Genomic DNA, 26201 nt, shown 5'->3' with positions numbered 1-26201 from the left:
TGTGGTTTGTCTTTTTTTGTCTTTGAGGGACTACGAAGTCCACACTTGATCAGCAATCTCAATCACATGACGCAGCTTTTCCCATTGTTGCTCTTCTGTTAACAGGTTGCCTTCCTCTGTTGAGGCGAATCCGCATTGTGGGCTCAAACAGATTTGGTTAATGTCTACATATTGAGCAGCTTCCTCAATACGTTTTTTAATCTGTTCAACTGGCTCAAGCTCTCCGTATTTTGAAGTGACAAGGCCTAGTACGATTTGAAGGTTTGGGTTCTTCACATATCGAAGGGGCTCAAATCCGCCAGAACGATCGTCGTCAAACTCTAAAAAGAGACCATCAAGATCTAAGCCGGCAAAAATTGTTTCTGCTGCTGATTCGTAACCACCTTCAGCTGCCCAAGTTGATTTAAAGTTACCGCGGCAAATGTGCATCGTAATCACCAAGTCCTCTGGGCGGTCGGCAACAGCTTGATTGATTGTCTTCGCAAACGATTCACGAAGTTCATCTTCTTTTCGGCCAAAGGCTTTGATTTGTTCATGGCCTTTTTCAGAAAAGAACACTGCCCATGCCGTATCATCCAGTTGCAAGTAGCGGCAGCCTGCATCATAAAAAGCACGGATTGCTTTCTTATATGCCTGTGCCACATCATGGTGGAATTCCTCTAAGCTGTCATACACTCCTTCTTCAAGCTTTCCACGGAAAAAGAGCATATTCGGACTTGGAATCGTCATTTTAGCCGTATGATCACCAGCGATGCTGTGAAGGAAACGATAATCCTCCAGCATTGGATGATCTGTAAAATCGATCTTGCCTGTTACCTTGATACCTCTAGCTTTTGTCGTTGTGTTATGGAATTGAATGCCTTGATCTGCTTCAAATCCTTCAACTCCATCGAGTCCTTCAAGAAAGTCAAAATGCCACCATGCACGTCGGAACTCACCATCTGTGACAACCTCTAACCCAATTTCTTTTTGCTTCTCTACAATACGTGTAATTTCTTCGTTTTCAATTTGTCGGAGCTGCTCTGCTGTCAGCGTACCGTCTGCTTTTTGCTTGCGTGCTTCCTTGATGCGCTCTGAACGAAGTAAACTTCCTACTTGATCTGCGCGGAATGGCGGTTTTGTTGTTTTCTTTCCAATGGTTTGTACTTGTGTCATGCTGAATCCCTTCTTTCTTCAGGTTAAAAAATCAAATAAAAAAGCTCTTCCTTAGATAAGGAAGAGCATCATATACTGTGAGAACTCTGCCTTATCTTCAAACAAGCATCTGCTTGCTTAAGGAATTAGCACCATTCTGTTCCTAGGAACAGCGGTTGCCGGGTTTCACAGGGCCAGTCCCTCCACCACTCTTAATAAGGTTACCTTTTGATTCAATTTTCTTAATAAACACAATTATTCAACGTTTTCAGGGAAAAGTCAATGGTTTTTACAATTTAATTTCCTACATGAACAAATCAGCAACAAGAACACCAGCTAGTCCGACAAGTGAAAGCACAGTGACCATCAATGTCCACGTTTTAAAGGTTTGAGCCATTGATAGGTTAAAGTATTCTTTATAAATCCAGAAACCTGCATCATTCACATGAGAGAACGTAATACTGCCGGCACCTGTTGCGATCACCATTAATTCAGGGCTGACACCCGTCAGGCCAATCAGTGGTGCAGAAATACCAGCCGCCGTGAGACCGGCGACAGTGGCTGATCCTAAAGAGACACGAAGGACAGCAGCAATGAGCCAAGTCAGAAGCAGGGGAGAAAGTGTGCTTCCTTGCATGATCCCTGCAATGTATTGATCGACGCCGCTATCAATGAGCACTTGTTTAAAGGCACCGCCGCCTGCAATAATTAATAGAATCATAGCAATAGAGCCGATAGAATCCGTGATGGACTTCATCACATCCTGCATGCTCTTTCCTCTTCCAAGCCCAAACGTGTAGATGGCAAGCAGCACTGAGATTAATAGTGCAATCGCCGGTTCGCCTAAAAACTCAGCAGTTGGCAGCAATGGGGAGGATGGGAAGAAAATTTCTAGAAATGCTCTGAATGTCATAAGTAATACAGGCAAAACAGCGGTGAAAATGCTAATGCCGAAGCTAGGCATTTCTTCTTCTGTGAATTCCTTTGGATTAAATAAGTTCTTTGGGATATGTGCGTGCAACTGCTCTTTTTTAAATAGTCTCGTAAAAAGAAGTCCGCCTACTAAAACAGCAGGAATCGCTAAAATAATCCCAACCAATAAGGTTTGTCCCATGTTTGCCTGAAAGACATTCGCAATGGCAGTCGGTCCTGGGTGAGGAGGGAGGAAGCCATGTGTGGTGATGAGTGCAGCGACGAGCGGCATACCCACATACAGCACAGGAAGTCTTGCAGCCTGAGCGATCGTAAAGACCAATGGAATTAAGATAATGAATCCGGTTTCATAAAATAGAGCAATTCCAATCACAAACCCAGTCAGCATCGTCGCCCATTGGATTTTTCCGATGCCAAATCGGTCAATAAGTGTCATCGCGATCCGCTGAGCTCCGCCAGAATCAGCCATCAATTTCCCAAGCATCGCTCCAAAACCGAGAACGAGTGCCAGATGTCCGAGCGTACTGCCAAGTCCTTTTTCGACGGAAGCGATCGCTTCTAGTGGTGTCATCCCTTCTAACACAGCAACAATTAAAGAGACAATAATCAAAGAAATGAAAGCGTTTAACTTAAAGACAACCATAAGTAACAGCAATAACAAAACGCCAAGTCCAATAAACACTAATGACATGATCTTTCCTCCTTTGTGGTGCATAAGGGGGTGCAACACCCCCTATGCCTTATCCTTCAAGTATGTCTACAGCTTCTTTTAACGTATCCTTTGCCCCAACATTTCCCGGGAAAATCACATAAGACATGAAAGGGAATTTACTTTCTTCTCCCGTTTGCCAAACAGGGATACCTGGTTTGATTTGACCTGCCACGGTCGCACGTTTCACGCTAAGGCCTCTTGTCCCAATATCGCTGGAGGTAATCCCACCTTTGGCAATAAGATACTTAGGACGAATGGTGAGACGCTGGACAATACTTGTCACAGCATCACTAATCTGTACAGAGAGCTTTAATTCTTCCTCTTGGCGATCATCTCCAAGATCAAGCCGTTCTCTTCTTGTATAAACAGCCACAGATTGACCAGCTGCCAACAGTGCTTCAGTTTGTTGAATGACGCGGTTAATTTCTTCGCGAAAGGCATCAGGCTTTAACACGAGGTGGGTATTAAATTCAATAAAAGCCATCTTTTTATTTTGCTCAAGCGCTTGTAATTGTTCTGTTGTTTTTTTCACATGAGAACCGATCATAATAAGACCACCATGCGGGCTTTCTTCTTGTATCAAGTCATCTCTTGTTAATAAGGCTTGATCCCCTATACCACCAAGTACTTTTGCGAGCGCCGCCGCACTTCTGAACATCAGCTGCTGTCCTGCTTGAATGGCTTCAATGAGAGCGGTGACAAAGACTTTGACATCATCATAATCCACCGCGTTTACAACCACCTTTTTGAAATCCTTCACACTCATGAGCTGTTGTTTGATTTGATCAATGCGTAAAGCCCGCAGATCAGCTAACGAAATGTAGGTCGTGTTCTCTTTTGTGAACATTCCTTCTGACTTTTCTTCAATCCATTCTCCAAGATGTGATGATTGAAAGCCGAATGTGCGGTCTCTTGCAAATTCTGTGTCACCAGCAGGAATTAATTCATGTCCTTCCTGTACGTAATGAATATTGTCGATCGTAAAGCGTCCACCTTCTTGGAAAAAAGGAAGAAGGATTTCACCATCGAAATGGCGGGAGCTTTGCTGTTCAATGGTCATTTTGAGTACTTCGGTTTCAAGCGGAAAGTGTCCGCGAAGAGTAGAATCCCCTCGGCTGATAATGACGAAGTCCTGATTAAGACGTTCAGCCACCTTTACAATGGTTGCTGCGATTGTTTCGTGCACAGCGGCAGTTTCTTTCTCTGTCATACTGCGAGAATTGGTCAAAATAAAGAACATGCGTCTGTCTTCAAGAAAACCAGCCTCAATACTTTCTTCTGACCAATCGGTGAAAACAGAGACGCCATGTACGGTTTGAATCCCTGTTGGATCATCGTCTAATACAATAACTTTATGCTGAAAGCTGCTCAGTGCTTGTTCGTATGCTGATTGAATGGCCTTTGAATCTGCTTTCGGAATGGCATTCAGTATGTCAGTGCTTTGTTTCATGACCATCTCATCCTTTCTTTACTTGGACATGAGCCATTTTTTCGTAATATTGAACGATGCCGCCATGATCAAGCCCGGATTTTCCGTCCGCTTTGAGGGCGTGGAAGATTTCGAGCAGCTGACTAGAAAGCGGAAGAGGAACACCGATATCATGAGCAGTTTCCATGACATTGGTTAAATCCTTCAAGTTGATGTCGATGCGTCCGCCAGGTTCAAAATTTCGTTCTAAGATGAGAGGAACTTTTGCATCGAGCACGGCACTTCCTGCCAGTCCGCCGCGGATGGCTTCATACATCTTATCAATGGCAATGCCTGATTTAGCAGCTAGAACGAGCGCCTCGGACATGGCCGCAATATTTAAGTTGACGATGATTTGATTGGCAAGCTTCGCTGTTGTCCCGCTGCCATTTGCCCCAACTAATACGACTTCAGTGCCCATTGAAAGCAGGACATCCTTCACTTGCTCAAAGATGGATTCTTCGCCGCCAGCCATGATGGCAAGTGTTCCGTCTATTGCCTTCGGTTCTCCGCCGCTGACAGGTGCATCGATAAATTCCACCTGATGCTGTTTGGCAAGAGCAGCTAAAGCCCTGGAGGTGACAGGAGAAATTGAGCTCATATCTACGATGACAGTGCCAGGTGCAGCTGTCGTTAAAATACCTTGATCACCTGAAACGACTGCCTCTACATGCTCTCCTTTAGGAAGCATTGTGATGATGATGTCGCTTTCAGAAGCTGCCTCAGCTGCTGAAACAGCACCTTTTGCTCCGGCTTCTTGTAACGATCGAATCGCTTCCTCATTTAGGTCAAAAACTGTCAAAGCATGACCAGCTTTTAATAGATTGAGTGCCATAGGTTTTCCCATAATACCTAGTCCAATGAATCCAATCTTCTTTGTCACGTTGTCCGCCTCCTATATAGAAAACCCTTACAAAAAGCGCTTTCTTTTCATTTTGTTAGTATATATACTATCTTTTAAATTTAATAGTAGGAAATAAACTATTGTTCATTTAATGTACATGACGTGATAGGAACGTGTCAACGGAAAATATGAAAAAAGTCACAAAAAAAGACCGGAATCAGCTCCGGTCTTTTGTGTTTATGTTTTATTTTTAGCTACGGCTAATCGAGATCGTTTCACGTTTTCAATGGCATTTGATCCTAGCTCTAAAACAGCGGCAACGTATAGTACATCAATGATCACAAGCTGGTTGATACGGGAGATCATGGAGTCTGATCGATAGGTTGTCTCTCTTGAAGAACTAAGCAGATGAAAGTCAGACCGCTTTGCGAGCTCAGATTTCGGATAGCTGGTGATAGAAGCAACCTTTGCCCCTTTTTCTTTTGCAAACTGTACGGCGTCAAGAATTTCTCTGCTCTCTCCTGAATGGGAGATTGCGACGATAAAATCGTGTTCTGTGGCGTGTGTTGCAATCATATTCATCATATGCGGATCACTGCATAGGCTCACTTCAAAACCAAGCTGCAGGAACTTATGATAAGCATCCCCAGCAATAAAGCTGGACGCGCCTGCTCCAAAAAAGACGGTTTTATGTGCCTGTTTCAAGTGTTCAATGAATTGTGTGACGGCATGATCTTCTAAAATATGCTTCATATCTTGTATAGAGTTTGTTGTTAACTCTATGACCTTATGTTTAATGTCAGCTACACTATCGGTTGCCTCGATCTCACCGTATATGGATTGAGGTGTATTGGTCGCGATATCCTGTGCGACATGAACACGAAACACTTGATACGATTCATAGCCAATTTTCCTTAGAAACCGAAAGATCGTCGTTTCACTTGTGCTGCATTCAGCAGCGAGTGCACTTATAGAATGAAGCACAACTTTCTGAGGGTTTTGTAAAATGTAATTGGCAATCTTTTTCTGGGTTGGGGACAAACTATGAAACGTTGTCCGAATGTGACTAAAAATATTCTCTTCTATGATAAACACCACACTTCATCTAGCATTCTACATTAAGCATACAGGAACTTATGAAAACGGTAAACAAACCCGATGTGGAAAAATGAAGAATAATATGGAAAAAATACTTCTTTTGGTTCTTTTGTCATGGTATACTCATTTGGTAATAGACAAAAATGGGGGTTTTTACTATGACAATGAAAAAAGGCCTAACGATCAGCCTGCTCATTTTCTCACTGATTGTTTCCTTGTTTGCGCCAGTTGGATCTGCTGATGCCAAACAAGCAAAAAAAGCAAAAGTAAGCACACACTATTATAAGAAGAAAAAAACGTTCAAATATGCACAGGTGAAAAATCTAAGCAAGACGCATATGAAAACCATCAATCGTGATTTAAAAGAAGATATCGCCTTTTCTTATTCTACTTACTTGTACTTAAAGGACGAAGCGAAAAAAGAAGGCTTTGGGAAGATCACGTACGAGAGATCGTTTCAAACGAAATTTAACAATGGGAAGAAATTAAGTATCTTAAACTATGATTACATGAATGATGGGGGAATGCACGGAGACACGATGGTTTCCAGCATGAACTATGTGTTAACAAAGAAGAAAACAAAGCAGCTGTTCTTGACAGACGTTGTGAAAACAAAGAAAAAGCGTACGAAAGTAAGAGATTATATTTATAACTACACAAAGAAACATAAAAGCAAATTCCATGCGAACTTGAAAAAAAGTGACATTCAAATCAACTACAACACGCAGTATTACTTTACGAAAAAGGGAATTGCTGTTGTCTTCCAGCCATATGAGATTTCACCTTACTATGTTGGAATTCCTATGATTCAAGTTCCTGCGAAGGTATATAAATAAAAAGAAAAACGACCATTGAATCTGGTCGTTTTTTGCTGTTTATGCAAACAAAAGGAGCCCCTCATGAGGCTCTTTTATTTGGATTTATACTTGTTTAGGTGCATTGTTTAGTGGGTGACGGCGTTTTCCGTTGTAGTGGCGGCGCATACGAAAGATTTCAAACTCCGAAAGCTCTGCGCTTTTTCTTTTTTGGGTGCGGTTATCTTTTTTGAAAGAGAATAGTAAGTAGCAGCAAAGTGAAGCGATAATCAATAAAATCATCATATGACATTCCTCCAATTCATCCTATTCTTTAAGTGTAGACAGGGTGAGTGATGTTTATAACTGAAAATAAGCAGCAGACTTGGTTTAGTTCTTAAGGTTCATTCGATCTGCTATTTTAGGCCTAAAATACTGGTTGTTTTTAACTATTATATTTCCAGTTATTTCACTCGTCAAGAAGAATTTTTTCTGGGGGTGTCTCTATTAGTACGGATAAGTGTCATAAAAGTTTCAGAAAATTGTAAACTTTTATTAAAAAACCGTTCCCGAACAGGAACGGTTGTAAACAAGTTTATGCTTTTTCTTCAAATAAACGGGCAATTTCAACGATAACTTCGGTTGCTTTCACCATGTTTTCAACGGAAATAAATTCATATTTACCGTGGAAGTTTTCCCCGCCAGTAAAGATGTTTGGCGTTGGGAGACCTTTATATGAAAGCTGGGAGCCGTCTGTGCCGCCGCGGATTGGTTCGATGACCGGTGTTACTGAGAGATTTTCCATGGCTTCATGAGCAATGTCCACAATATGTTTCACCGGCTCAATTTTTTCTCTCATATTATAATATTGATCCTGAATGCTGAGGGTGATGCTGTTTTCTCCGTATGTGGCTTTTAAGTCATTTGCTATTTTTTCAAACAGTGCCTTGCGATTGTTGAATTTCTCTTTATCAAAATCACGGATAATATATTGCAGCTCAGCCTCTTCTACTTCCCCTACAAATTTCGTCAGGTGGAAAAAGCCTTCGTAGCCTTCTGTATATTCTGGAGATTCGTCAGAAGGAAGTTTATTGTGAAAGAGCATCCCAATTTTCGCAGCGCTGACCATTTTGTCCTTTGCTGTTCCTGGATGGACATTGTTTCCTTTAATGGATACTTTCGCGCCTGCTGCGTTGAAGCTTTCATATTGCAGCTCGCCAAGCGGTCCGCCGTCAATTGTGTACGCATAGGAAGCGCCAAAGGCATCAACATCAAACTTGTGCGGCCCTCTGCCAATCTCTTCATCTGGCGTAAAAGCGACGCGGATTTTTCCATGCTTGATTTCTGGGTGTTCGATGAGGTAATGCATAGCTGTCATAATTTCTGCGATACCAGCTTTGTTATCTGCACCAAGCAGGGTTGTGCCATCTGTTGTGATCAGCGTATGTCCTTGGTACTTTTGTAAATTTGGAAACTGTTGTGGAGATAAAACGATATGTAGATCTTCATTTAAGGTAATGTCGCCGCCTTGATAGTTCTCATGAAGCTGCGGTTTTACATTTTTTCCGGTGAAGTCAGTGGCTGTGTCGATATGAGCCAGGAAGCCAATGGTCGGCACGTCTTTGTCTGTGTTAGAAGGGATCGTTCCCATGACATAGCCGTTTTCATCCATTGTCACTTCTTGAATCCCGATGGATTTCATCTCTTCAACAAGCTGTCTCGCCAGGTTCAATTGTCCTTCAGTAGATGGGCAGCTCTCCTTTTCTGCATCTGACTGCGTATCTACTTTCACATAACTTGTGAAACGCTGAATCATTTCCTCTTTCATTTATACGTCACTCCTTTTGTAGAATACGTCCATTTTATCACGTCTTGAATGCGCTTCATAACAAGAAAGACTTTCTCTGGCAATTAGAGAGGAAAAAGGCCTACTTTCATTAGGTAATGTGCTGAATGGTTCTTTAGGGTGATTTTTTTGGGTGTCTTTTTATTTATAATTAGGACATATAAAATCATCCATTTGTACGTTAAATTGGGAGAAAGGGGTGCGAAAGTTGGATTCTAGTCAAACGCTGGCGCTCGCTCAAAAGTTTCAGGAAGCGGCTGATGAGATTCGGCAGTCCAAGCAGCTGCTGGAAAATCGGCTGAAGGCAGTAGGATCAGGCTGGCAGGGAGAAGCAAGGGATAAATTTGATCAAAGCTTTGAAGAAACAACGGCACGCTACGATCAATTTGAAAAAGATTTGCTTGAAACAAGTCAGGAACTGCGGGATGCAGCGGTTAAAATTGAGGAGCGTAAAGCTGAAATTGCCAGAATGGAAGAGCTTGAGCGAAAGAGACGAGAAGAACGGAGAGAAAGAAACCGAGAAGGGAGATGATGTGATGGCACGTGACATTGTGGTTGATCCAGATCAGCTGACAGGGCTGGCGAATGATTTTGTAGGCGAGCTGTCAGCCATTGAAACGAAGCACCGCGATTTACATAGTGAACTGGACGGGCTGATTTTAGGCTGCGATCCTCGGTATAGAAGCTGTTTTTCTGGTGTCGGGGATGCATGGGGAGCAGGACAGGCATTAATCAGCAAATTGAGCAGTGATGATATTGCCATTCGTCATGCAGCGGATAAAATGGTCGAAGCAGATGATATATTGCGGAAATTGTACAGCATCTATGATCAATATGGTACACTCACGAGCTTAGCTGGTATCGTGATGATGCAGGCGAAATATTACGGGCTTGGGATGACGACTTTCATTAAAGAGAATGGCCGATATGCAGCGCAGCATTCAAAGCTGCTGCTTGATCTGACCAGCCGGGTAGAAGGAACGAGATTTGACCGGTTAGCAAGGATTTGGCTGAGTAAAAAAGAATTATTAAAACGATCGAATTGGCCGATGGCTGACTTGGTCCATAAGAAATTCACGAAATTTTATCCTGACGATACAGTTGCGTTCACAAACAGCGTTCGTGATTTTACAAAAGGAAGTATTAATTGGAAGGACACGGCTGCGATTAAGTCTGTTCTGAAAAATGGTGCAAGATTTGCGAAAGGAAATGCCATCATTGCAACGGTTGTCACTGGTGCAACAGAAACGGTTGGCTGTGGATTGAAAATTGCCGAGAACTATGCAGAATTCGGCGATCAGCCCGAAGTCCTTAAGCGTGAAAATGCAAAGGCTGTTGGAAATGCAGTGAACAATACGGTCTTTATCGCTGGCGGTTCTGTCGCAGGTGCCGTTGTCGGCGGTGCTCTTGGCAGCTTTGCAGGTCCGATTGGAACCGTTGTTGGCGGAGCCATTGGTTCAGCAGTAGGTGGATTTATTGGAGAAAAAGTCGCCAAGCTGACATCCGGTTTTGCTGAACAGATGGCAGTGAAATTAAAGGACCCGATTCATGCGGTCGTGGATAAAGGGAAAAAAGCATTCGAACTGGCGGGTCAAGGTGTGAAAGCAGTGAATGATACCATTGATCAGGCAAATCAGGTGATACATAAAGGGATAGAAAAAACAAAAGAAACCGCAGATTCGCTCATAAAGGGTGCAGGTGATTTCTTTAAGGGTGCATTTTCTTTTGGATAAGGAGAGATCAAGTTGGATCAGCTAAGTCTAAGTATTGAGGAACTCATCTTTAGTTTTTACAGTGAAGGCTATTTTGAACAAGGCATGTCCTTAAAGGAGGCCTATTATCCTGAAGTAGAGGACGAGCGCCTTGGGTTTTTATTTGAAATTGCGTGCCGCTCTTTGCTTGCAAAAGGTGTACTGGAATTTCGAAACAGACAATACCGTTATAAAGCGGAATACCGTCATTTCATCCAGGCGATGAATGATGCCTCTCACACGATCAAGGCATCTAAATTTGGAGACACAGATGAAGAAGTCAGCACCTCTTTTCACACAACACAGGCGGGTGTATATGCGCATCATACGCTTTATGATCAACAAGTGCATCAGATTCGCAAACTGGACGGCGATCAGCAGGCAGAGGATCAAGTGACAGCCTTTTTCAACCTACAGATGAATGATCACCCTGAACCTGTCATCAGCCTGCAGGCAGAGGAATTTGAAATGCTGTTAGAACAGGCAAGCGAAGCGAAAAATGAGTGGCCGTCCTTCCTGAATAAAGCAGAGAATCAAGAGCTCGTGAAGGCATTTGTTTCTGATGTACAGAAGAGAAAAGGAAAGATGGACTCTCTCATGAAAGTCGTCTATGACAAAAATAATACGCCTGATGTGGAGGCCATGATATTTGTGATTCCAGGTGAGAACCAATCGTGGCTTGTATCAGGAATAAAAGAAAATCAATTTCGCATTGAGACGGCTCATCAAGACGGATTACGTTCTATATTCTAATGGAGAAAAGGAGAATGACGCTTGAATCCAAGTGAAGTAATAGAAGTAAGGAGCAGACCTTTTTTAAGAGTATGGGCATTCTTAGCAACGGGCGGCTTCGGTATTATCGGTATTTGGTTATTTTCAGAAGCTCTTACATTTGAATCGAACTATACATTGTTTTTATTTTTAGGCGGACTATTAGGTATTGTCTATGGCTGGATCTCCTTTTTGATGATCTTTCCTGCTTTTACAAAGAGGGGAAATGTGATTTTTCGCATTCAGCGCGGAGCGAATGGCGCTGTGCTGCATCGGGAGCGAATGATTCCTTTTCAAGAAATTCAATCAATTGACATGCGCAGGCATCGTTACAGTATAAGAGGATTTCTTTTCATGGATGTGCTCATTCGGAAAATGGATGGGAAATTGATCAAAATTCCGGCGTACAGTATTTTAGATGAAGAAGTATTTGAGCAGACCGTCAAACAGGAGATCTATCCATATTTACATCAGACAGCCCAAGAAAATTGGAGACAGCAGCATGGCCAAGGAGAAGAGAAGACCGACTAAGCTGTTTTTGTCAGAATTCTATAGGATGAGGCGCCACTTTTTCGAAGAAATCGTGTATGATGTCAGTAAAGACTGAACACTCGAAAGAGGTGATGAGAGATGGATAAAGAGATGGTAATCGACCTCGTCACAGAACAAATGGCACGGATTCGAAAAGAAAAGGATTATACGCAGGATCGTATGGCGGAGGTACTCGGTCTATCGAAACGGCATCTACAGCAGGTTGAAAAAAACAGGCTGCGTCTCAACTGGACGCAATCCGCGGCCGTATGTGCATTATTCAGAGATAGTGACATTTTGAAAGGGACTCTAGGGGATGACCCGCTAGAGATTTTGGAAGTTGTGGCACATGATGAATTACATCTATCAGTAGAGCGTACGATTGGCGGAAAGGTTTGGTGGAGGACGTCTGTCAAAAAAGGCACGTTTCGCCTTCAGCAAAATGTACTTAGTCAGCATTACCGCATCTTAGATGAGGAGAATTATCGCTATTATAGTTCGTTTAATAAAGAAGAAGCGAAGCGGCGGCTAGAGGAATTAAGCCAGCTCTCTTCTCCATATTGAGATTGGAAAAGGAAAGAGAGGCACCTGTTTATAAGGTGCCTCTCTTTTCTGTGTTTATACTTTTAGAGTGTTTTTCGCCCGAATAAAGGCAACAAGCTGTTTGATTTCTTCATCATTTAGGGGAACGCCGTCTACATAAATGGTTCCTTCTTTTGCTTCCGTCAGTTCAATTTTGATATCAGAGATTTTGCGTTGTATCTCTGGCTCGTCCGTTCTACCAAGTAAAAAATCAATGGACGTATCATACAAATCAGCCAGCAGCTTCACTGCTTCAAGCGAAGGTCGTCGGTACCCAGATTCGTAACCGGCATAGGTGCTTTTGGCGATACCTAGGCGATCTGCCGTATGCTGGAGAGACCATTTTTTCTTTTTTCTAAGGGTGGTTAAACGATCGAGTATCATACATGAACGCTCCTTTATTTACAACAACAGTATATCATATTTTGACATAGAATGTACGCGTTATGCGTAACAATTTCTTGATTAATTCGCGTTATGTGACTATAATGGCAATGAAGGTACGCGTAAAGCGTATATTATAGAATAGCACAAGCTAGCTTATAATATGTGTGACAAACGAAGTAATTTTACGAAAGAGGTGGACCTGTTGAAGAAATTATTGCTTTTAACGACTGGTGGGACGATTGCATCTGTAGAGAGTGAAAATGGTTTAGCTCCAGGTGTTAAAGCTGAGGATCTTTTGAGCTATTTAAACGAAATTAATGCAGAATATACAATGGACACAAAGTCCCTAATGAGTATAGATAGTACAAATATGCAGCCTGAATACTGGGTTGATATCGCAACAGCCATTTATGAGAATTATGATCAGTATGACGGGTTTGTCGTGACTCACGGAACCGATACAATGGCCTATACATCAGCAGCGCTGTCTTATATGCTGCAAAATCCTGATAAGCCGATCGTGATTACAGGTTCACAAATTCCGATTACTTTTAAGAAAACAGATGCGAAGAAAAACATCACAGATGCGATTCGCTTTGCATGTGACGGCGTTGGCGGGGTGTATGTCGTGTTTGATGGCAGGGTCATCCAAGGAACACGTGCGATCAAACTAAGAACGAAAAGCTACGATGCATTTGAAAGCATTAACTACCCATATATTGCATCAATTGAAAACCATCAAATTGAATACAATAGCAAAGTAAAAAGAACACCAATGAAACCGCTTAAATTAGATGCATCCTTGAATACAGATGTGTGTCTGTTAAAATTGCACCCAGGCCTGAAGCCTGAGTTTTTAGATGCAGTCAAAAGCATGTACAAAGGCGTTGTCATTGAAAGCTACGGCAGCGGCGGAATTCCTTTCGAAGGAAGAAACCTTTTAGAAAAGATCAACGAATTGCTGGAAGAAGGCATTTCTGTTGTCATCACCACTCAGTGTCTGGAAGAAGGAGAAGACATGAGTGTGTATGAGGTAGGACGCAAGATCAATCAAGAATTGGTGGCACGTTCAAGAAATATGAATACAGAAGCTATCGTGCCGAAACTGATGTGGGCACTAGGCAAAACAACAGATCCAAGAGAAGTCAAAAAGATTATGGAAACGCCAATCGCAGAAGATTTAGTGATTTAACTATTCTATAGAAAGCAGGTCATAAGAGATGGTTCAAGCAACTTATCGCTATGAGAAGGATTTTCTTGGTGAAAAAGAAATTCCAGCAGACGTGTATTATGGGGTTCAAACCCTCCGTGCAAAAGAGAATTTCCCGATTACAGGATATCGGATGCACGAGGAACTAATTAGAGCCTTTGCCATCGTGAAAAAAGCAGCAGCTCAAGCCAATATGGAAGTTGGACGTTTATATGAGGGAATTGGAAATGCCATCGTTCAAGCGTCTGACGAAGTCATTGAAGGCAAGCTGCACGAGTACTTTATTGTCGATCCAATTCAAGGCGGCGCAGGAACGTCCATGAATATGAATGCCAATGAAGTGATTGGAAACAGAGCGCTAGAAATCATGGGACATCAAAAGGGTGAATACATCCATTTAAGCCCAAACACACATGTGAACATGTCGCAATCAACGAATGATTCATTCCCAACGGCGATCCACATTGCTGTGCTCAAGCAGTTAGACATTCTGCTTGAAACGATGCAAGTCATGCAGGACGTCTTTCAAAAGAAAGCGAAAGAATTCGATCATGTGATCAAAATGGGACGTACGCACCTTCAAGATGCTGTTCCAATCCGTTTGGGACAGGAATTTGAAGCTTACAGCCGTGTGCTGAGCCGTGATATTAAGCGGATCAACCAATCAAAACAGCATTTATATGAAGTCAATATGGGTGCAACAGCTGTTGGGACAGGCTTAAACGCAGATCCTCGTTATATTGAGATCGTGGTGAAGAAGCTCGCTGATATATCTGGTCTTCCTCTTGTAGGCGCAGAGCATCTCGTAGATGCAACGCAAAATACAGATGCTTACACAGAAGTATCCGCCGCTTTAAAAGTATGTATGATGAACATGTCTAAGATTGCCAATGACCTTCGCTTAATGGCATCTGGTCCGCGCGCAGGTCTTGCTGAAATCGCATTGCCGGCCCGCCAGCCTGGATCATCCATCATGCCTGGGAAAGTCAATCCAGTCATGGCAGAGCTCATTAACCAAATCGCATTCCAAGTCATTGGGAACGACCACACGATCTGTCTTGCTTCTGAAGCAGGCCAGCTTGAGTTAAATGTGATGGAACCTGTTCTGGTCTTTAACTTGCTTCAATCTATTAGTATAATGAATAACGGATTCCGCTCATTCACAGATCATTGCTTAGCGGACATTGAAGCAAATGAAATACGTTTGAAAGAATATGTAGAAAAAAGTGCAGGCGTGATCACTGCCGTGAACCCTCACTTAGGCTATGAAGCAGCCGCTAGAATTGCAAGAGAAGCCATTTTAACAGGACAATCGATCAGAGATCTTTGCTTGCAGTACGATGTTTTAACGGAAGAAGAACTTGATATTATCTTAAATCCATACGAGATGACAAAGCCGGGCATTGCGGGTGCAGAGCTCCTAGAGCGATAATAATATCAAAAATTTTATTTTATTAATATGTGGAATTGCCTGTGAAAAAGAGAAAAACAGGCAATTCACTTTCTTTCGAATTGACACACTTTTTTCACAATATTTTGAAAACGCTTAACGCACGCACAAAGGGAGGAAACACAATGAAATCACCACGTCTACCATCTATTTTAGAAGTCGTAGCAGTACTTGGCTTGTTTTTAGCGATTGTTTTATCATTTACTCTTTACTTCAAATTAGATATTCAGCTAGCATTGTTTATCTCATGGTTTATGGTAATTGCTTTAGGTATTCGATTAGGGCATTCATACAAAGATCTTCAAAACGCCATTACAAAAGGGATATCGAATGGTTTAGAGGCTGTTTTGATTTTAATTGCTGTAGGTGCACTTGTTGGAACATGGATTGCCGGCGGAGTGGTACCCACATTAATTTATTATGGACTGGAATTTATTCACCCTAATATTTTCTTACTAGCTACACTGATTATCTGTTCCATTATGTCTGTTGCTACAGGAACATCATGGGGGACAGTTGGAACCGCAGGTATTGCTATGATTGCGATTGGTGAAGGTTTGGGAATTCCATTACCTATCGTGGCTGGTGCTGTTTTATCTGGAGCCTATTTTGGTGATAAGTTATCTCCTTTATCTGATAGTACTGTTCTTGCTTCCTCACTTTCAAAAGTGGACGTGCTCGCACATGTTAGAGCGATGATGGTCTTATCCATACCTGCCTTTGTCATAACTGCCATTATGTTTACAATTACCGGGTTTATGTATGGCGGAAAAAATATTGATCAAGGAAAAGTAGAGTTTTTGAAACAAGCACTGCAAGATACATTTACGATTAATATTTGGATGATCATTCCGGCTCTTATTGTTGTGCTATTACTTGTCTTGAAAAAACCTTCAATGCCTGTTATTGCGATTGGTGCGCTTCTTGGCGCAGTTTGGGCAATGGCATTCCAAGGAATGAATCCAGCCGATGCACTTGGCACAGCTTATAATGGTTTCTCTATTAATTCAGATGTAGAATTCTTAAATACTTTGTTAAACCGCGGTGGTATCGTTAATATGTTAGGGTCTCTAGTGGTGATTATCCTGGGACTTGGTTTCGGTGGAGTACTAGAATATTTAGGCGTATTAAAAGTCATCGTCTCGACATTTGAGAAAAAATTACATAATGCAGGGAATGTAACGCTGTCTACACTCGTTGTTGCGTTCTTCGCCAATATCTTTGGCTGTGCGATGTATGTGTCGTTAATCCTTACACCGAAAATTATGGAAAAGAGCTACGATAAATTAAAGTTAGATAGACGAGTTTTATCTAGAAACTCTGAGGTCGGTGGTACGCTTACGTCTGGTATGGTTCCATGGTCAGATAACGGTATTTACATGGCAGGAATTCTTGGCGTCTCGACATTCTCTTATTTACCATTTATGTGGTTGAGCTTTGTCGCCATTGGTCTTGCGATCATTTACGGTTATACAGGTAAATTCATTTGGTATGTGAAAGATCAACAAGAAAGAGAAGAATCGGCCTCATAAGCCGTTTGCAAAAGCCGCTCCTGAACGGGGCGGCTTTGTTTGTCCTAGGACCGTGAGACTATATGTGACATACAGCAAACGAACAGGAATTTAGACCTCCTATAAAAGAGGTCGAAAGAGGTGGTGTAAAGCAGAATAAAAGCATATTTATCCCATAAAAAGGGCACAAATCCCTATTTAAACATGAGTCTTTGAACCTTATAATAACAATATTGGAAAAAGTGCTATTCACCTTACGCTCGTTTAGAGGGACTCTAAGCAGCGTTTTTATTTTTTGACAGGAGGAGGAACCCATATGAGCTTATCGGATATGCTGTCTGCCCTTAACGGTGGCATTTCAAATAAAAAAGCAGAAATTGAAGAGAAAATCGCTCGGCTCAAAAAGGCGAAAAGCAAGGTTGAACGTGAACAAGATGCGGCAGAAACAGATTTAAAGCAAATCAAGCAGCCAAAGCTTGGGACCTCTTGGAAAGGTGAGCGAAGCCAGGATTTCAAATCAGACCGAAATGAAGCACATGATGCGCTGCAAACGATCGTGAACGATCAATACCCACGCTACGTGAGCCGTATCGAATTCAAAATCAGTACATTAGAAGCAGAACAAGCTGCGTTATCCTTTGCCAGTTCCTTAGCTGGAGACGCCGCACGTCTTGCTGAAAAAGGAGAAGACGCAGTAGAGGACGCAAAACGCTTGATCTCAAAAGCATGGAGCAGCTTGTAAGAGAGCGTCATGCTGAACAAATCTGGAGGATATCACAATGGGACAAATTAAGTTAAACTACCAAACAGTCATGGGTAAACTAGATGAAGTCTCCCAAGCAGTCGAAGCTTTAGCGATGAAAAAAGCAGCAGATAAAGCGGGTGAAAACAGTCTTGAATTTGTAACCAAGTGGACGGCACGTGAAGCAGAAGTGAGCGAAATGGTCTCAAACTTTAAAGAAGCCTTAATGAAAAATGTTCAGGATACACGCTCTAACGTGAAAACATTAAAAGAACAAGACGAAGCGATTGCTGCAAAATAATCAGCACAATCGCTTTTATTGATGGGTACCATTGACACAATATGATTATAGTCTTAAAGACTCATATAAAATTAGGGGTGTAAGACCTTGTATTATTCCGTTTTTCTTCCAAACGTGTCGCTAAAAGGACACCTTTTCCCTATTTAAGCCTGAGGCTTTTCGCCTTATACTATACTTAATGAAAGCAGAACGATAGAAATGTCAGGATTGGAAAAATCAAGTGAGTCAATGGTTTCCAAAGGCGCTCACGCCGTGCTTTCGTATGAGGTCAGATAGAGGTGGATGACATGAGTTTATCCGAGATGCTGCACCATCTGCATATGGGAATTGAGAACAAACGTGCAGAATTTGACGAAATGATCTCTCGGTTAAAGACAGCCAAAAGTAATATTCGAACAGAACAAGATCTTGCCCAGTCAGATATCAAAGAAATCAAGAAGCCTGCACTAGATTCGTCATGGAAAGGCGAGAGAGGAACCGACTTTCATCGCCACCGGAAAGACGCTTACAGCGTGATGCACGACATCGTCAACAATGAATATGAAAAATATATAACAGAGATTGATCAAAAAATCTTACACTTTGAATTGAAAAAAATGGAGCTGGCTGTTGCCAGTAATTTTGCAGGAAGAGCTCAGGACGTGATGGAGAAGGGCGAGGATTTTGCAAAGGATGTTAAACATTTGATTGAACGGGGCTGGAAAGCTCTTTAAAACCATAAACGAAACAGCCGTCTCTTAAAAGGGCGGCTGTTTTTTTGTTTAGTCACATCCACCACCGCCGCTGTCACCTGAATCACTCCCACAGAAGGCATCAGAAGCGTGATGGGTATACGAATCAGAACAAGTGCTTGTCGTTGAGCTATGATGTGCAGAACGTTTAGCAGATGCACGTTTATCCTTTGATGTGAACTGGTTGGCAATGATGGCTCCTAAAAAAACGAATATGATAACAAACATAAAAGTACCCATGATGCATCCCTCCTCTCGTTTCATATTCATACGAATGAGCCATATCAAGGTTCCCGATTTGAAAGAAATACTGGGCAAAGAGTTCTATTTTCGTTTATGATGATAGGCAAAAGTAAATGCCAAGGGAGGAGAGTCCATGCTATCTCTACGTCAGGAGGAGCTTCTGAAACGATTGATGCAAGCGGAGCAGGAACTGACAAGTGAAGAAATTGCCCGTGTGATCGGCGTCACATCACGAACCATCCGCACAGATATGAAAGCGCTTAAAATGATCTTAGAAGAACATGGTGCCGCACTGCATATTAAACGCGGGGCAGGGTATACATTGAGCGTTGAAGATTATGGAGCATTTCGTACATTTTTGAAAACCTCACTGAGAGAAAGGAATGAGAAAAAGGAACCGTTCATTCCCAGTCAGCCTGAGGATCGCGTCGCTTATCTATTGAAAAGACTGCTTCTGTCAGAAGACTATATCAAATTAGAGGGATTGGCAGAGGAATTATTTGTGAGTGAATCTACAGTGAAAAATGATTTGAAAGCTGTCAGGCACTTGTTTTCATTGCATGGACTTTCTATATCGCACCGGCCTAAATATGGCCTTCGTCTGACAGGCGATGAAATGAAGTTAAGATATTGTATGGCAGAGCATGTGTTTCAGCAGGAGCATGCGAATGCTGCACTGTTACCTGAAGAAACGTATCAATTGATTCAGGACATCGTGCGTTCACGTACAAAAGCTACCGGACTTCATCTATCAGAAATCGGTTTAAGTAATTTAGTGACCCACATTGCCATCGCATGCAAACGAATTGAAGAAAAAAAGCTGGTCAAGATGCCAGAAGCGGAATTGAAAGAAATTCAAGTGCAGCCAGTTTTTCAGGTAGCTCAACAAATGGCAGAAGATATTCGCCGCGTATTAGCGATTGATTTTCCGTTATCTGAAATGGCGTACATTGCGATTCACTTAATGGGAGCAAAGATGATGGCATATGGAGAGGCTGGCCATACGCTATTTCATCTGCTGGATGAAGACCATTTTCGTTTCACTCACCAATTGCTTGCTTATGTAGAGGAGCACATGTCACTTGATATTCAGTTTGATAAAGAGCTGATCGTTGGTTTAAGTCTTCATTTGCGTTCTGCCATTCATCGTTTTAGATACGATATGAACATCCGAAATCCTTATTTACCAGACATTAAAAGGCATTATCCCATTGCGTTTGAGGCGGGTGTTTATATGGGCAGATGGCTGAAGGAAAAAGAGGGTGTTGAGATTCCTGAGGATGAAATCGGATATTTGGCGCTTCATATTGGGGCTGCAATCGAGCGGACAAAATCACAGCATGTAAGAAAGACATGTCTTATTGTGTGTGCGACGGGTGTCGCCAGCAGCCAGCTTCTTCTTCATAAACTCACGGCAGCTTTTAACGGAAGGCTGGAGATCGCTGGAACTGCAAGTGTCGGGGAACTTCCTTTGTATGATTTAAGAAGCATTGATTTTATTATTAGTACCATTCCGCTTCAGAATACATTGCCGGTGCCAGTAATTGATGTACATACGATTCTAAGTGACGATGATATTGTGCGGCTGAAACGATTTGTGCAGAATTCACAGGATACAGGAGTTTTGCGGTATGTGAGTCCGGCGCTGACATTTTTTCAGCAAGATCTCCAATCAAGGGAAGAGATTCTTCAATTTTTTGTGAACGTGCTAAAGGAGCAGCATCGAATCCCAGACGAGTTTGAACAATTATTGCTAGAAAGAGAGCAAGTATCGCCCACATCTTTCGGTCATTTGGTGGCGATTCCTCATCCAATTAAACCGGCAACAGATGACACATTTTGTGCGATCTGTACGTTGAAAAAGCCGGTACTGTGGGGAGAAGATCGAGTACAAGTCGTATGTTTGTTAAGCATCCAGAAGACGTATCAAAAAGAATTACAGTCGCTTTATCAATTTCTTGTGCGGCTGACAGAACGGAAGGAAGTGGTGGAACAACTCATCAAAGCCGCTTCATTTGAAGAGCTGACAGCTGCGTTTCAAGTATTGGAGCAGCCAAATGATAAAACACGACATTCATTTCCGCATCTGTGAGGAAAAAGATTAGATGTTAATGAAAGCGCTTATAAAATAACATCAAAAAGGAGGATGATCACGAGTTTTTGCAAAGGGGGAGACGGATCATGAGCTTCAAGGAGAAAGCAGCAGATGTTATGGGGCATGTGGCTTATCGCATCACCAACCAGAAATATATTATGGCGATTAAACAGGCATTTGTCACACTGATGCCGATCATCATTACAGGAGCTTTTGCTGTATTGGTGGCGAATATGATCATGAGCCCGGAGACAGGGCTTGCTCATTTTGAGATATTCAGGTTTTTAGCAGAGCTTCAGCCTATTATGAAGGCAATCAATTATGCCACGCTGAATTTTTTAACCATTGGGGCTGTGTTCCTCATTGGGATTGAGCTTGGGAAAATCAACGGTCACAAGTCTCTGTTCCCAGGATTGATGGCATTGATTTCATTTATATCTGTTATTCCAACGACACTTCTTCTTGAAGTCGATGGATCGATGCGTGAGGTTGTGGACGTGTTGGCAAGACAATTTTCTGATCCAAAAAGCTTATTTTTAGGGATGATCATTGCGATCGTATCTGTGGAGATTTTTTGTAAGCTGACCAAGGTGAAATGGCTGCAAATCAAGATGCCGGATTCGGTTCCGTCGAATGTGGCAACGTCTTTCTCGTCCCTTTTCCCATCGATCATTACAATTACAATCATTAGTTCATTCGGCTTTGCATTTCATCGTGTGACAGGCATTTATTTGCATGAAGCAGTGTATAACGTGGTGCAGCGTCCGTTAGAAAGTGTTGTACAGGGGCTGCCTGGAATTTTAACGTTGATGTTTGTGGCGCAATTTTTCTGGGTGATCGGCATCCATGGCAACCAGATGATTAAGCCGATCCGGGAGCCGCTCTTATTAGGATCGATTGCAGTGAATATGACAGCATTTCAAGAGGGAAAAGAAATCCCGAATATCATCACGATGCCGTTTTGGGATGTGTATATGAGCATCGGTGGTTCAGGTGTGACCATTGGCCTTTTGATTGCGATTTTTATTGCTGGGAGAAGGGAAGAGATGCGAAGCATTGCCAAGCTCTCATCAGGACCCGGACTGTTCAACATCAATGAACCCGTTATTTTTGGATTACCTGTGATGCTAAACCCTGTGATGGCGATTCCATTTATCGTCACACCGCTTGTGACAGGTACGATTGGGTATATTGCGACGGCTGCAGGATTCGCTGGAAAAGCGGTCGTGATGGTGCCATGGACGACACCGCCGCTTGTAAATGCATGGCTGTCCACCGCTGGCAGCATGGGCGCTGTCATCACACAGCTTATCTGTATTGTGGTTGCTGTTTTCATCTATTTACCGTTTGTTCTCTTGTCTAATCGCAAGCCAGAAGCAGCACCAGATTCAGAATAAACATTCAGACGAAGAAAAGGGAGGCGGCGACATGAACAGAATTGAGATTCCAAGTGATTTTATCCTAGGCGCTGCGGCTTCTGCTTGGCAGACCGAGGGATGGAAGGGAAAGCGGGCGCATCAGGACTCGTACATCGACTTATGGTATAAGGAAGGATATCACGTGTGGCACGAAGGCTATGGTCCTGCTGGTGCGACAAACTTTTACGAGCGCTACCCTGAAGATGCAGCCTTAATGAAAGAGATTGGGCTGACACATTACAGGACATCGATCAATTGGTCCAGGTTTCTCATAGATTACGAGAATGGGATAGTGGATGAGGCCTATGCTCGTTACATTGATGATCTGATCAATGAATTAATCGCAGCAGGTGTAGAACCAATGTTTTGCTTAGAGCACTATGAGCTTCCTGCCGTTTTGCTTGAGAAGTACGGCGGATGGTCATCAAAGCATGTCGTCGAGCTGTTTGTTCTTTATGCAGAAAAGGTGTTTGAGCGCTACGGAGACCGGGTCAAGCATTGGTTTAGTTTTAATGAACCGATTGTTGTTCAGACACGTGTTTATCTAGATGCCATCCGATATCCGTTTGAGCAAAATACGAAGAAATGGATGCAGTGGAACTATCATAAAGCTCTGGCAACAGCAAAAGTGGTGAAGCTGTTTCAGGAGATGGGGTTGAAGGAATCGGCAGGAGCCAAAATCGGCGTGATTCTCAATCCAGAAGTGACGTATGCAAGATCGTCTGCCCCGCATGACGAAGAAGCGGCACGTATGTATGACTTGTTTTTTAATCGAGTGTTCTTAGATCCTTCCATCAAAGGGGAGTATCCAGAGGAACTGATCGATGTGTTGAAAAAGCATGATATTCTTTTCGAGTCGACAGAGGAAGAGCTTCAGATCATCAAGAATCATACGGTGGATGTCGTTGGGCTTAACTTGTACTATCCGCATCGTGTCAAGGCACCGAGTAAGGCTTGGAACGAAGGAACACCTTTTCATCCATCCTATTATTACGATATGTTTGAGCTTCCAGGGAGAAAAATGAATCCTTTCAGAGGCTGGGAAATCTACCCGAAGATTGTCTATGATATGGGGATGAGAATAAAAGAAGAATACGGAAATATTGAGTGGTTTGTGGCCGAAAATGGCATGGGTGTCGAAAAGGAAGAACGGTTTAAAACAGAAGACGGTATCATTGATGATCAGTATCGCATTTCATTTATCAGCCAGCATTTGAAGCGGGCACTTCAAGCGAAAGCAGAAGGATCAAATTGCACAGGCTATATGCTTTGGGCATTTACAGACAATGTCTCACCGATGAATGCCTTTAAAAACCGCTACGGATTAGTCGAAATCCAGCTGGAGAATGAACGAAATCGTCAGCTGAAAGCATCTGCGTATTGGTATCAGACATTAATCAAAACTAGGGAACTGACAGTTGAAACAGAAGTCATTTATCAATAGGAGTGATGAGAAATGAAACGAATCATTCTCGCTTGTGCAGCAGGAATGTCAACGTCCATTGTGGTGTCCAAAATGAAGGCTGCCGCAGAAGCTAAAGGGCTGGATTACTATATTTATGCTATACCTGAAGGAGCCATTGCGGATGAACTAGAAGAGCATGGAGAGGATGTACAGGCGATTTTACTTGGACCGCAAGTTAGTTTTATGAAAAAAGCAGCAGAAAAAACAGCGGCACCTTATCAAATCCCTGTCGATGTCGTCAATGTGAGATTATACGGAACAGCAAACGGAGAAAAAATTCTAGAGCATGCACTGAAACTAGCAAATGAATCTTGAATAATTGGAGGAGAAGCAGATGACGGTATTAGAGGAAATGCAGGGAGCAGCCTTTCAAATCATTGCCCATGCAGGCGAGGCAAGAAGTCATTATGTAGAAGCGATTCGTCTAGCAAGAGCTGATGATTTTGAAAAAGCGCAGCAGTTGATCGAAAAAGGGGAGGAAGCGTTTCGAAGCATCCACAACCTGCACTTGTCGCTGATTCAAAAAGAAGCGGCAGGTGAACAGCTTCCGTTTTCTTTACTGCTGATACACGCAGAAGATCAAATGCTCACAACAGAGACCATTCATCTGCTCGCCATCGAAATGATAGAAATGTGTAAAAAAATGAATAACCTGTCAAAATAGTTGTCAATGAATAACCAATTTCTGTTATAATCATTCGGTAGATAAAGAGAAAGCAGGATTGGTGAATGAAGAAAACATGTATGCTGATGACGATTGGTCTTATGCTGCTGCTCATTTCGGGCTGTATGGGAATGAAGGAGCAGGCGGAAGGAAGCCAGCAAGTCGTCAAAGAGGAAAAGGGTTCATTACAAACAAAAGAGATTCAGCAGAAAAAAGAAACGGAAGTGATAGAGACAAAAACCTGGATGAAACAAAAGGAGCCGGTCGAGCTTCCGATTTTGATGTATCATAGTATCTCAAGCGGCAACTCGTTACGTGTGCCGAAGAGCGAATTTGCATCTCATATGCAATGGCTGAAGGATAACGACTATGTCACACTGTCGCCAGAAGAGGCGTACCGCGTTTTCACAACGAACTCGATGCCAAGTAAGAAGAGTGTCCTCATTACATTTGATGATGGATATACGGATAACTATACAAAGGCATTTCCGATTTTAAAGCAGTATGGAATGAAAGCAACGATTTTCATGATTGAGCAATCCATTGGCCGTCCAAATCACTTAACAGATGAGCAAATGGATGAGATGATGGCACATGGGATATCGATTGAGAGTCATACGATTCATCATTTAGAGCTCAATCGATTATCAAAGCAGCAGCAGGAAGAGGAGTTAAAAAGATCAAAGATATTCTTCGATCAGCGATTTTCTCAGCGAACGAGAATGGTCAGTTATCCTGTCGGGCGCTATAATGAAGAGACATTGAAGCTGGCGAAGGAAGCTGGATATCAAATGGCTGTCACCACTGAACCAGGACATGCGAAGAAGGAACAAGGCATGATGTCCTTGCACCGCGTCCGCATTTCACCGGGACTTTCACCAGAAAGCTTTGGCAGGCTGGTCGAAGGGAAGTAACGATCAATGTTTCACATGAAACATTTTACGACAAGTTTCACCAAAATGAATCATGATATATCTTGGTTTCAAATGTCATCACAAGAGACACTTAGATGGACAGAACTTTCATTATCAGGGGAGTTCTGTTTTTTAAAATTGTCATTCAAACCCTACATCGTAAGAAACACTACATAGTAAAACCAATTAAGAAAAGAAAGGGAGAGGGGAATATGTCAAACTTTTTTGGAATCGACCATGTTCAACTAGCTGCCCCACAAGGCAGTGAAGAGAAAGCTCGTTTGTTTTTTGGCGAAATTTTAGGGATGAAAGAAATACCTAAGCCTAGTAATTTAGCTAAACGTGGAGGTGTCTGGTTCCAATGCGGTCATCATCAGCTTCACATTGGCATACAGGAACATTTTCAAGCTGCAAAGAAAGCTCATCCGGCTTTTCTTGTAAAGAGTCTATCGGAATTAAAAGAGGCATTATTGAAGCATCACATTCGTATAAGAGAAGATGAGCCATTGGAGGGAGCCAATCGATTTTATGTAGATGATCCTTTTGGAAATCGAATTGAGTTTTTAGAGAGGAGAGAATAGAGAAGGCTGTCGAGGAAATCTCGAC

General features: G+C 42.5%; 28 protein-coding genes and 1 riboswitch. Of the genes, 19 read left to right on the top strand and 9 right to left on the bottom strand.

The window, feature by feature from the left end; all coding sequences use genetic code 11:
* Positions 1-30: 30 nt before the first annotated feature.
* The 5 genes from M1D81_RS18455 to M1D81_RS18435 all read right to left on the bottom strand — a co-directional run bounded on the left by M1D81_RS18455 (position 31) and on the right by M1D81_RS18435 (position 6186).
* The gene (locus tag M1D81_RS18455) at positions 31-1155 is read right to left on the bottom strand and encodes a 5-methyltetrahydropteroyltriglutamate--homocysteine S-methyltransferase (RefSeq protein ID WP_456266075.1); all 1125 of its coding nucleotides are present in this window, start codon (positions 1153-1155) and stop codon (positions 31-33) included.
* An 88-nt stretch (positions 1156-1243) separates the two neighbouring features.
* Positions 1244-1356, bottom strand: a riboswitch (SAM riboswitch).
* An 82-nt stretch (positions 1357-1438) separates the two neighbouring features.
* A complete protein-coding gene (locus M1D81_RS18450) occupies positions 1439-2758 on the bottom strand; it encodes a gluconate:H+ symporter (protein ID WP_456266076.1) in 1320 nt (439 codons plus the stop codon).
* 49 nt (positions 2759-2807) lie between these two features.
* Positions 2808-4229, bottom strand: a complete 1422-nt coding sequence (locus M1D81_RS18445) for a four-carbon acid sugar kinase family protein (protein WP_456266077.1) — start codon at positions 4227-4229, stop codon at positions 2808-2810.
* A gap of 7 nt (positions 4230-4236) precedes the next feature.
* Positions 4237-5130, bottom strand: a complete 894-nt coding sequence (garR, locus tag M1D81_RS18440; RefSeq protein ID WP_456266078.1) for a 2-hydroxy-3-oxopropionate reductase — start codon at positions 5128-5130, stop codon at positions 4237-4239.
* A 198-nt stretch (positions 5131-5328) separates the two neighbouring features.
* Positions 5329-6186: a MurR/RpiR family transcriptional regulator gene (locus M1D81_RS18435; RefSeq protein WP_456266079.1), complete on the bottom strand. Its 858-nt coding sequence runs from the start codon at positions 6184-6186 to the stop codon at positions 5329-5331.
* A gap of 161 nt (positions 6187-6347) precedes the next feature.
* Here M1D81_RS18435 and M1D81_RS18430 point away from each other — a divergent pair, with 161 nt between their 5' ends.
* Entirely contained in the window at positions 6348-7025 is a 678-nt protein-coding gene (locus M1D81_RS18430; protein ID WP_456266080.1) for a DUF3298 and DUF4163 domain-containing protein, read from the top strand.
* Positions 7026-7109: 84 nt separating this feature from the next.
* Here the strand turns inward: M1D81_RS18430 and M1D81_RS18425 are convergent, their stop codons facing one another.
* Positions 7110-7289 carry a hypothetical protein gene (locus tag M1D81_RS18425; RefSeq protein ID WP_060698795.1) on the bottom strand — a complete coding sequence of 60 codons (180 nt, stop codon included), beginning with the start codon at positions 7287-7289 and terminating at the stop codon, positions 7110-7112.
* A gap of 289 nt (positions 7290-7578) precedes the next feature.
* Entirely contained in the window at positions 7579-8811 is a 1233-nt protein-coding gene (gene pepT / locus M1D81_RS18420) for a peptidase T (RefSeq protein ID WP_456266081.1), read from the bottom strand.
* 226 nt (positions 8812-9037) lie between these two features.
* Here pepT and M1D81_RS18415 point away from each other — a divergent pair, with 226 nt between their 5' ends.
* The 5 genes from M1D81_RS18415 (at position 9038) to M1D81_RS18395 (ending at position 12446) form a co-directional block, all read left to right on the top strand.
* Positions 9038-9361: a WXG100 family type VII secretion target gene (locus tag M1D81_RS18415; RefSeq protein WP_024427532.1), complete on the top strand. Its 324-nt coding sequence runs from the start codon at positions 9038-9040 to the stop codon at positions 9359-9361.
* Positions 9362-9365: 4 nt separating this feature from the next.
* Positions 9366-10562 carry a DUF6861 domain-containing protein gene (locus M1D81_RS18410; RefSeq protein ID WP_456266082.1) on the top strand — a complete coding sequence of 399 codons (1197 nt, stop codon included), beginning with the start codon at positions 9366-9368 and terminating at the stop codon, positions 10560-10562.
* Between the two features lie 12 nt (positions 10563-10574).
* Positions 10575-11333, top strand: coding sequence for a hypothetical protein (locus M1D81_RS18405; RefSeq protein ID WP_456266083.1), 759 nt, complete (start codon positions 10575-10577; stop codon positions 11331-11333).
* Positions 11334-11354: 21 nt separating this feature from the next.
* Positions 11355-11882 (top strand): YfjD family protein, encoded by a 528-nt coding sequence (locus M1D81_RS18400; protein WP_456266084.1) that lies wholly within the window; start codon positions 11355-11357, stop codon positions 11880-11882.
* 99 nt (positions 11883-11981) lie between these two features.
* Positions 11982-12446: a helix-turn-helix domain-containing protein gene (locus tag M1D81_RS18395; RefSeq protein ID WP_024423909.1), complete on the top strand. Its 465-nt coding sequence runs from the start codon at positions 11982-11984 to the stop codon at positions 12444-12446.
* Between the two features lie 54 nt (positions 12447-12500).
* Here M1D81_RS18395 and M1D81_RS18390 read toward each other — a convergent pair whose 3' ends face one another.
* Positions 12501-12848: a helix-turn-helix domain-containing protein gene (locus tag M1D81_RS18390; protein ID WP_024427528.1), complete on the bottom strand. Its 348-nt coding sequence runs from the start codon at positions 12846-12848 to the stop codon at positions 12501-12503.
* A gap of 205 nt (positions 12849-13053) precedes the next feature.
* On the opposite strand from M1D81_RS18390, the gene M1D81_RS18385 reads away from it, so the two are divergent.
* From M1D81_RS18385 to M1D81_RS18360, 6 genes are all read left to right on the top strand, one after another.
* A complete protein-coding gene (locus M1D81_RS18385) occupies positions 13054-14043 on the top strand; it encodes an asparaginase (protein WP_024427527.1) in 990 nt (329 codons plus the stop codon).
* 28 nt (positions 14044-14071) lie between these two features.
* Positions 14072-15493 (top strand): aspartate ammonia-lyase, encoded by a 1422-nt coding sequence (aspA, locus tag M1D81_RS18380; RefSeq protein ID WP_034624136.1) that lies wholly within the window; start codon positions 14072-14074, stop codon positions 15491-15493.
* Positions 15494-15636: 143 nt separating this feature from the next.
* Entirely contained in the window at positions 15637-17043 is a 1407-nt protein-coding gene (gene nhaC / locus M1D81_RS18375) for a Na+/H+ antiporter NhaC (RefSeq protein ID WP_456266085.1), read from the top strand.
* A 295-nt stretch (positions 17044-17338) separates the two neighbouring features.
* Complete coding sequence (locus M1D81_RS18370; RefSeq protein ID WP_456266086.1) at positions 17339-17764, top strand: YwqH-like family protein; 426 nt, start codon at positions 17339-17341, stop codon at positions 17762-17764.
* A 37-nt stretch (positions 17765-17801) separates the two neighbouring features.
* The gene (locus tag M1D81_RS18365) at positions 17802-18065 is read left to right on the top strand and encodes a YwqI/YxiC family protein (protein ID WP_456266087.1); all 264 of its coding nucleotides are present in this window, start codon (positions 17802-17804) and stop codon (positions 18063-18065) included.
* A gap of 287 nt (positions 18066-18352) precedes the next feature.
* The gene (locus tag M1D81_RS18360) at positions 18353-18778 is read left to right on the top strand and encodes a YwqH-like family protein (protein ID WP_041087582.1); all 426 of its coding nucleotides are present in this window, start codon (positions 18353-18355) and stop codon (positions 18776-18778) included.
* 48 nt (positions 18779-18826) lie between these two features.
* Here the strand turns inward: M1D81_RS18360 and M1D81_RS18355 are convergent, their stop codons facing one another.
* Entirely contained in the window at positions 18827-19036 is a 210-nt protein-coding gene (locus tag M1D81_RS18355) for a hypothetical protein (protein WP_456266088.1), read from the bottom strand.
* A 136-nt stretch (positions 19037-19172) separates the two neighbouring features.
* Between M1D81_RS18355 and M1D81_RS18350 the strand changes: the two genes are divergently transcribed.
* The 7 genes from M1D81_RS18350 (at position 19173) to M1D81_RS18320 (ending at position 26176) form a co-directional block, all read left to right on the top strand.
* Complete coding sequence (locus M1D81_RS18350; protein WP_456266089.1) at positions 19173-21131, top strand: BglG family transcription antiterminator; 1959 nt, start codon at positions 19173-19175, stop codon at positions 21129-21131.
* Positions 21132-21220: 89 nt separating this feature from the next.
* Entirely contained in the window at positions 21221-22531 is a 1311-nt protein-coding gene (locus tag M1D81_RS18345; RefSeq protein ID WP_456266090.1) for a PTS sugar transporter subunit IIC, read from the top strand.
* A 31-nt stretch (positions 22532-22562) separates the two neighbouring features.
* Entirely contained in the window at positions 22563-23996 is a 1434-nt protein-coding gene (locus M1D81_RS18340; RefSeq protein WP_456266091.1) for a glycoside hydrolase family 1 protein, read from the top strand.
* Positions 23997-24008: 12 nt separating this feature from the next.
* Positions 24009-24332, top strand: a complete 324-nt coding sequence (locus M1D81_RS18335) for a PTS sugar transporter subunit IIB (protein WP_024423899.1) — start codon at positions 24009-24011, stop codon at positions 24330-24332.
* Between the two features lie 19 nt (positions 24333-24351).
* A complete protein-coding gene (locus M1D81_RS18330) occupies positions 24352-24681 on the top strand; it encodes a PTS lactose/cellobiose transporter subunit IIA (protein WP_251219822.1) in 330 nt (109 codons plus the stop codon).
* Between the two features lie 65 nt (positions 24682-24746).
* Positions 24747-25595 (top strand): polysaccharide deacetylase family protein, encoded by an 849-nt coding sequence (locus M1D81_RS18325; protein WP_456266092.1) that lies wholly within the window; start codon positions 24747-24749, stop codon positions 25593-25595.
* Between the two features lie 212 nt (positions 25596-25807).
* Entirely contained in the window at positions 25808-26176 is a 369-nt protein-coding gene (locus M1D81_RS18320) for a VOC family protein (protein ID WP_456266093.1), read from the top strand.
* Positions 26177-26201: the final 25 nt, after the last annotated feature.

It is taken from the genome of Bacillus sp. JZ105 (genome assembly GCF_053903125.1).
Note: the sequence above shows the minus strand (reverse complement) of the source record. Positions and strands in the feature narration are given on the sequence as shown.

What these genes read in the sequence shown, in the direction of transcription:
- M1D81_RS18365 (WP_456266087.1), top strand. Translation starts at nt 17,802, where the DNA reads ATGGGACAAATTAAGTTAAACTACCAAACAGTCATGGGTAAACTAGAT.
- M1D81_RS18330 (WP_251219822.1), top strand. Translation starts at nt 24,352, where the DNA reads ATGACGGTATTAGAGGAAATGCAGGGAGCAGCCTTTCAAATCATTGCC.
- M1D81_RS18395 (WP_024423909.1), top strand. Translation starts at nt 11,982, where the DNA reads ATGGATAAAGAGATGGTAATCGACCTCGTCACAGAACAAATGGCACGG.
- M1D81_RS18410 (WP_456266082.1), top strand. Translation starts at nt 9,366, where the DNA reads ATGGCACGTGACATTGTGGTTGATCCAGATCAGCTGACAGGGCTGGCG.
- M1D81_RS18335 (WP_024423899.1), top strand. Translation starts at nt 24,009, where the DNA reads ATGAAACGAATCATTCTCGCTTGTGCAGCAGGAATGTCAACGTCCATT.
- M1D81_RS18355 (WP_456266088.1), bottom strand. Translation starts at nt 19,036, where the DNA reads ATGGGTACTTTTATGTTTGTTATCATATTCGTTTTTTTAGGAGCCATC.
- M1D81_RS18390 (WP_024427528.1), bottom strand. Translation starts at nt 12,848, where the DNA reads ATGATACTCGATCGTTTAACCACCCTTAGAAAAAAGAAAAAATGGTCT.
- M1D81_RS18445 (WP_456266077.1), bottom strand. Translation starts at nt 4,229, where the DNA reads ATGAAACAAAGCACTGACATACTGAATGCCATTCCGAAAGCAGATTCA.
- M1D81_RS18430 (WP_456266080.1), top strand. Translation starts at nt 6,348, where the DNA reads ATGACAATGAAAAAAGGCCTAACGATCAGCCTGCTCATTTTCTCACTG.
- M1D81_RS18425 (WP_060698795.1), bottom strand. Translation starts at nt 7,289, where the DNA reads ATGATGATTTTATTGATTATCGCTTCACTTTGCTGCTACTTACTATTC.
- M1D81_RS18370 (WP_456266086.1), top strand. Translation starts at nt 17,339, where the DNA reads ATGAGCTTATCGGATATGCTGTCTGCCCTTAACGGTGGCATTTCAAAT.
- pepT (WP_456266081.1), bottom strand. Translation starts at nt 8,811, where the DNA reads ATGAAAGAGGAAATGATTCAGCGTTTCACAAGTTATGTGAAAGTAGAT.
- M1D81_RS18455 (WP_456266075.1), bottom strand. Translation starts at nt 1,155, where the DNA reads ATGACACAAGTACAAACCATTGGAAAGAAAACAACAAAACCGCCATTC.
- M1D81_RS18350 (WP_456266089.1), top strand. Translation starts at nt 19,173, where the DNA reads ATGCTATCTCTACGTCAGGAGGAGCTTCTGAAACGATTGATGCAAGCG.
- M1D81_RS18340 (WP_456266091.1), top strand. Translation starts at nt 22,563, where the DNA reads ATGAACAGAATTGAGATTCCAAGTGATTTTATCCTAGGCGCTGCGGCT.
- M1D81_RS18325 (WP_456266092.1), top strand. Translation starts at nt 24,747, where the DNA reads ATGAAGAAAACATGTATGCTGATGACGATTGGTCTTATGCTGCTGCTC.
- aspA (WP_034624136.1), top strand. Translation starts at nt 14,072, where the DNA reads ATGGTTCAAGCAACTTATCGCTATGAGAAGGATTTTCTTGGTGAAAAA.
- M1D81_RS18360 (WP_041087582.1), top strand. Translation starts at nt 18,353, where the DNA reads ATGAGTTTATCCGAGATGCTGCACCATCTGCATATGGGAATTGAGAAC.
- M1D81_RS18450 (WP_456266076.1), bottom strand. Translation starts at nt 2,758, where the DNA reads ATGTCATTAGTGTTTATTGGACTTGGCGTTTTGTTATTGCTGTTACTT.
- M1D81_RS18320 (WP_456266093.1), top strand. Translation starts at nt 25,808, where the DNA reads ATGTCAAACTTTTTTGGAATCGACCATGTTCAACTAGCTGCCCCACAA.
- M1D81_RS18345 (WP_456266090.1), top strand. Translation starts at nt 21,221, where the DNA reads ATGAGCTTCAAGGAGAAAGCAGCAGATGTTATGGGGCATGTGGCTTAT.
- nhaC (WP_456266085.1), top strand. Translation starts at nt 15,637, where the DNA reads ATGAAATCACCACGTCTACCATCTATTTTAGAAGTCGTAGCAGTACTT.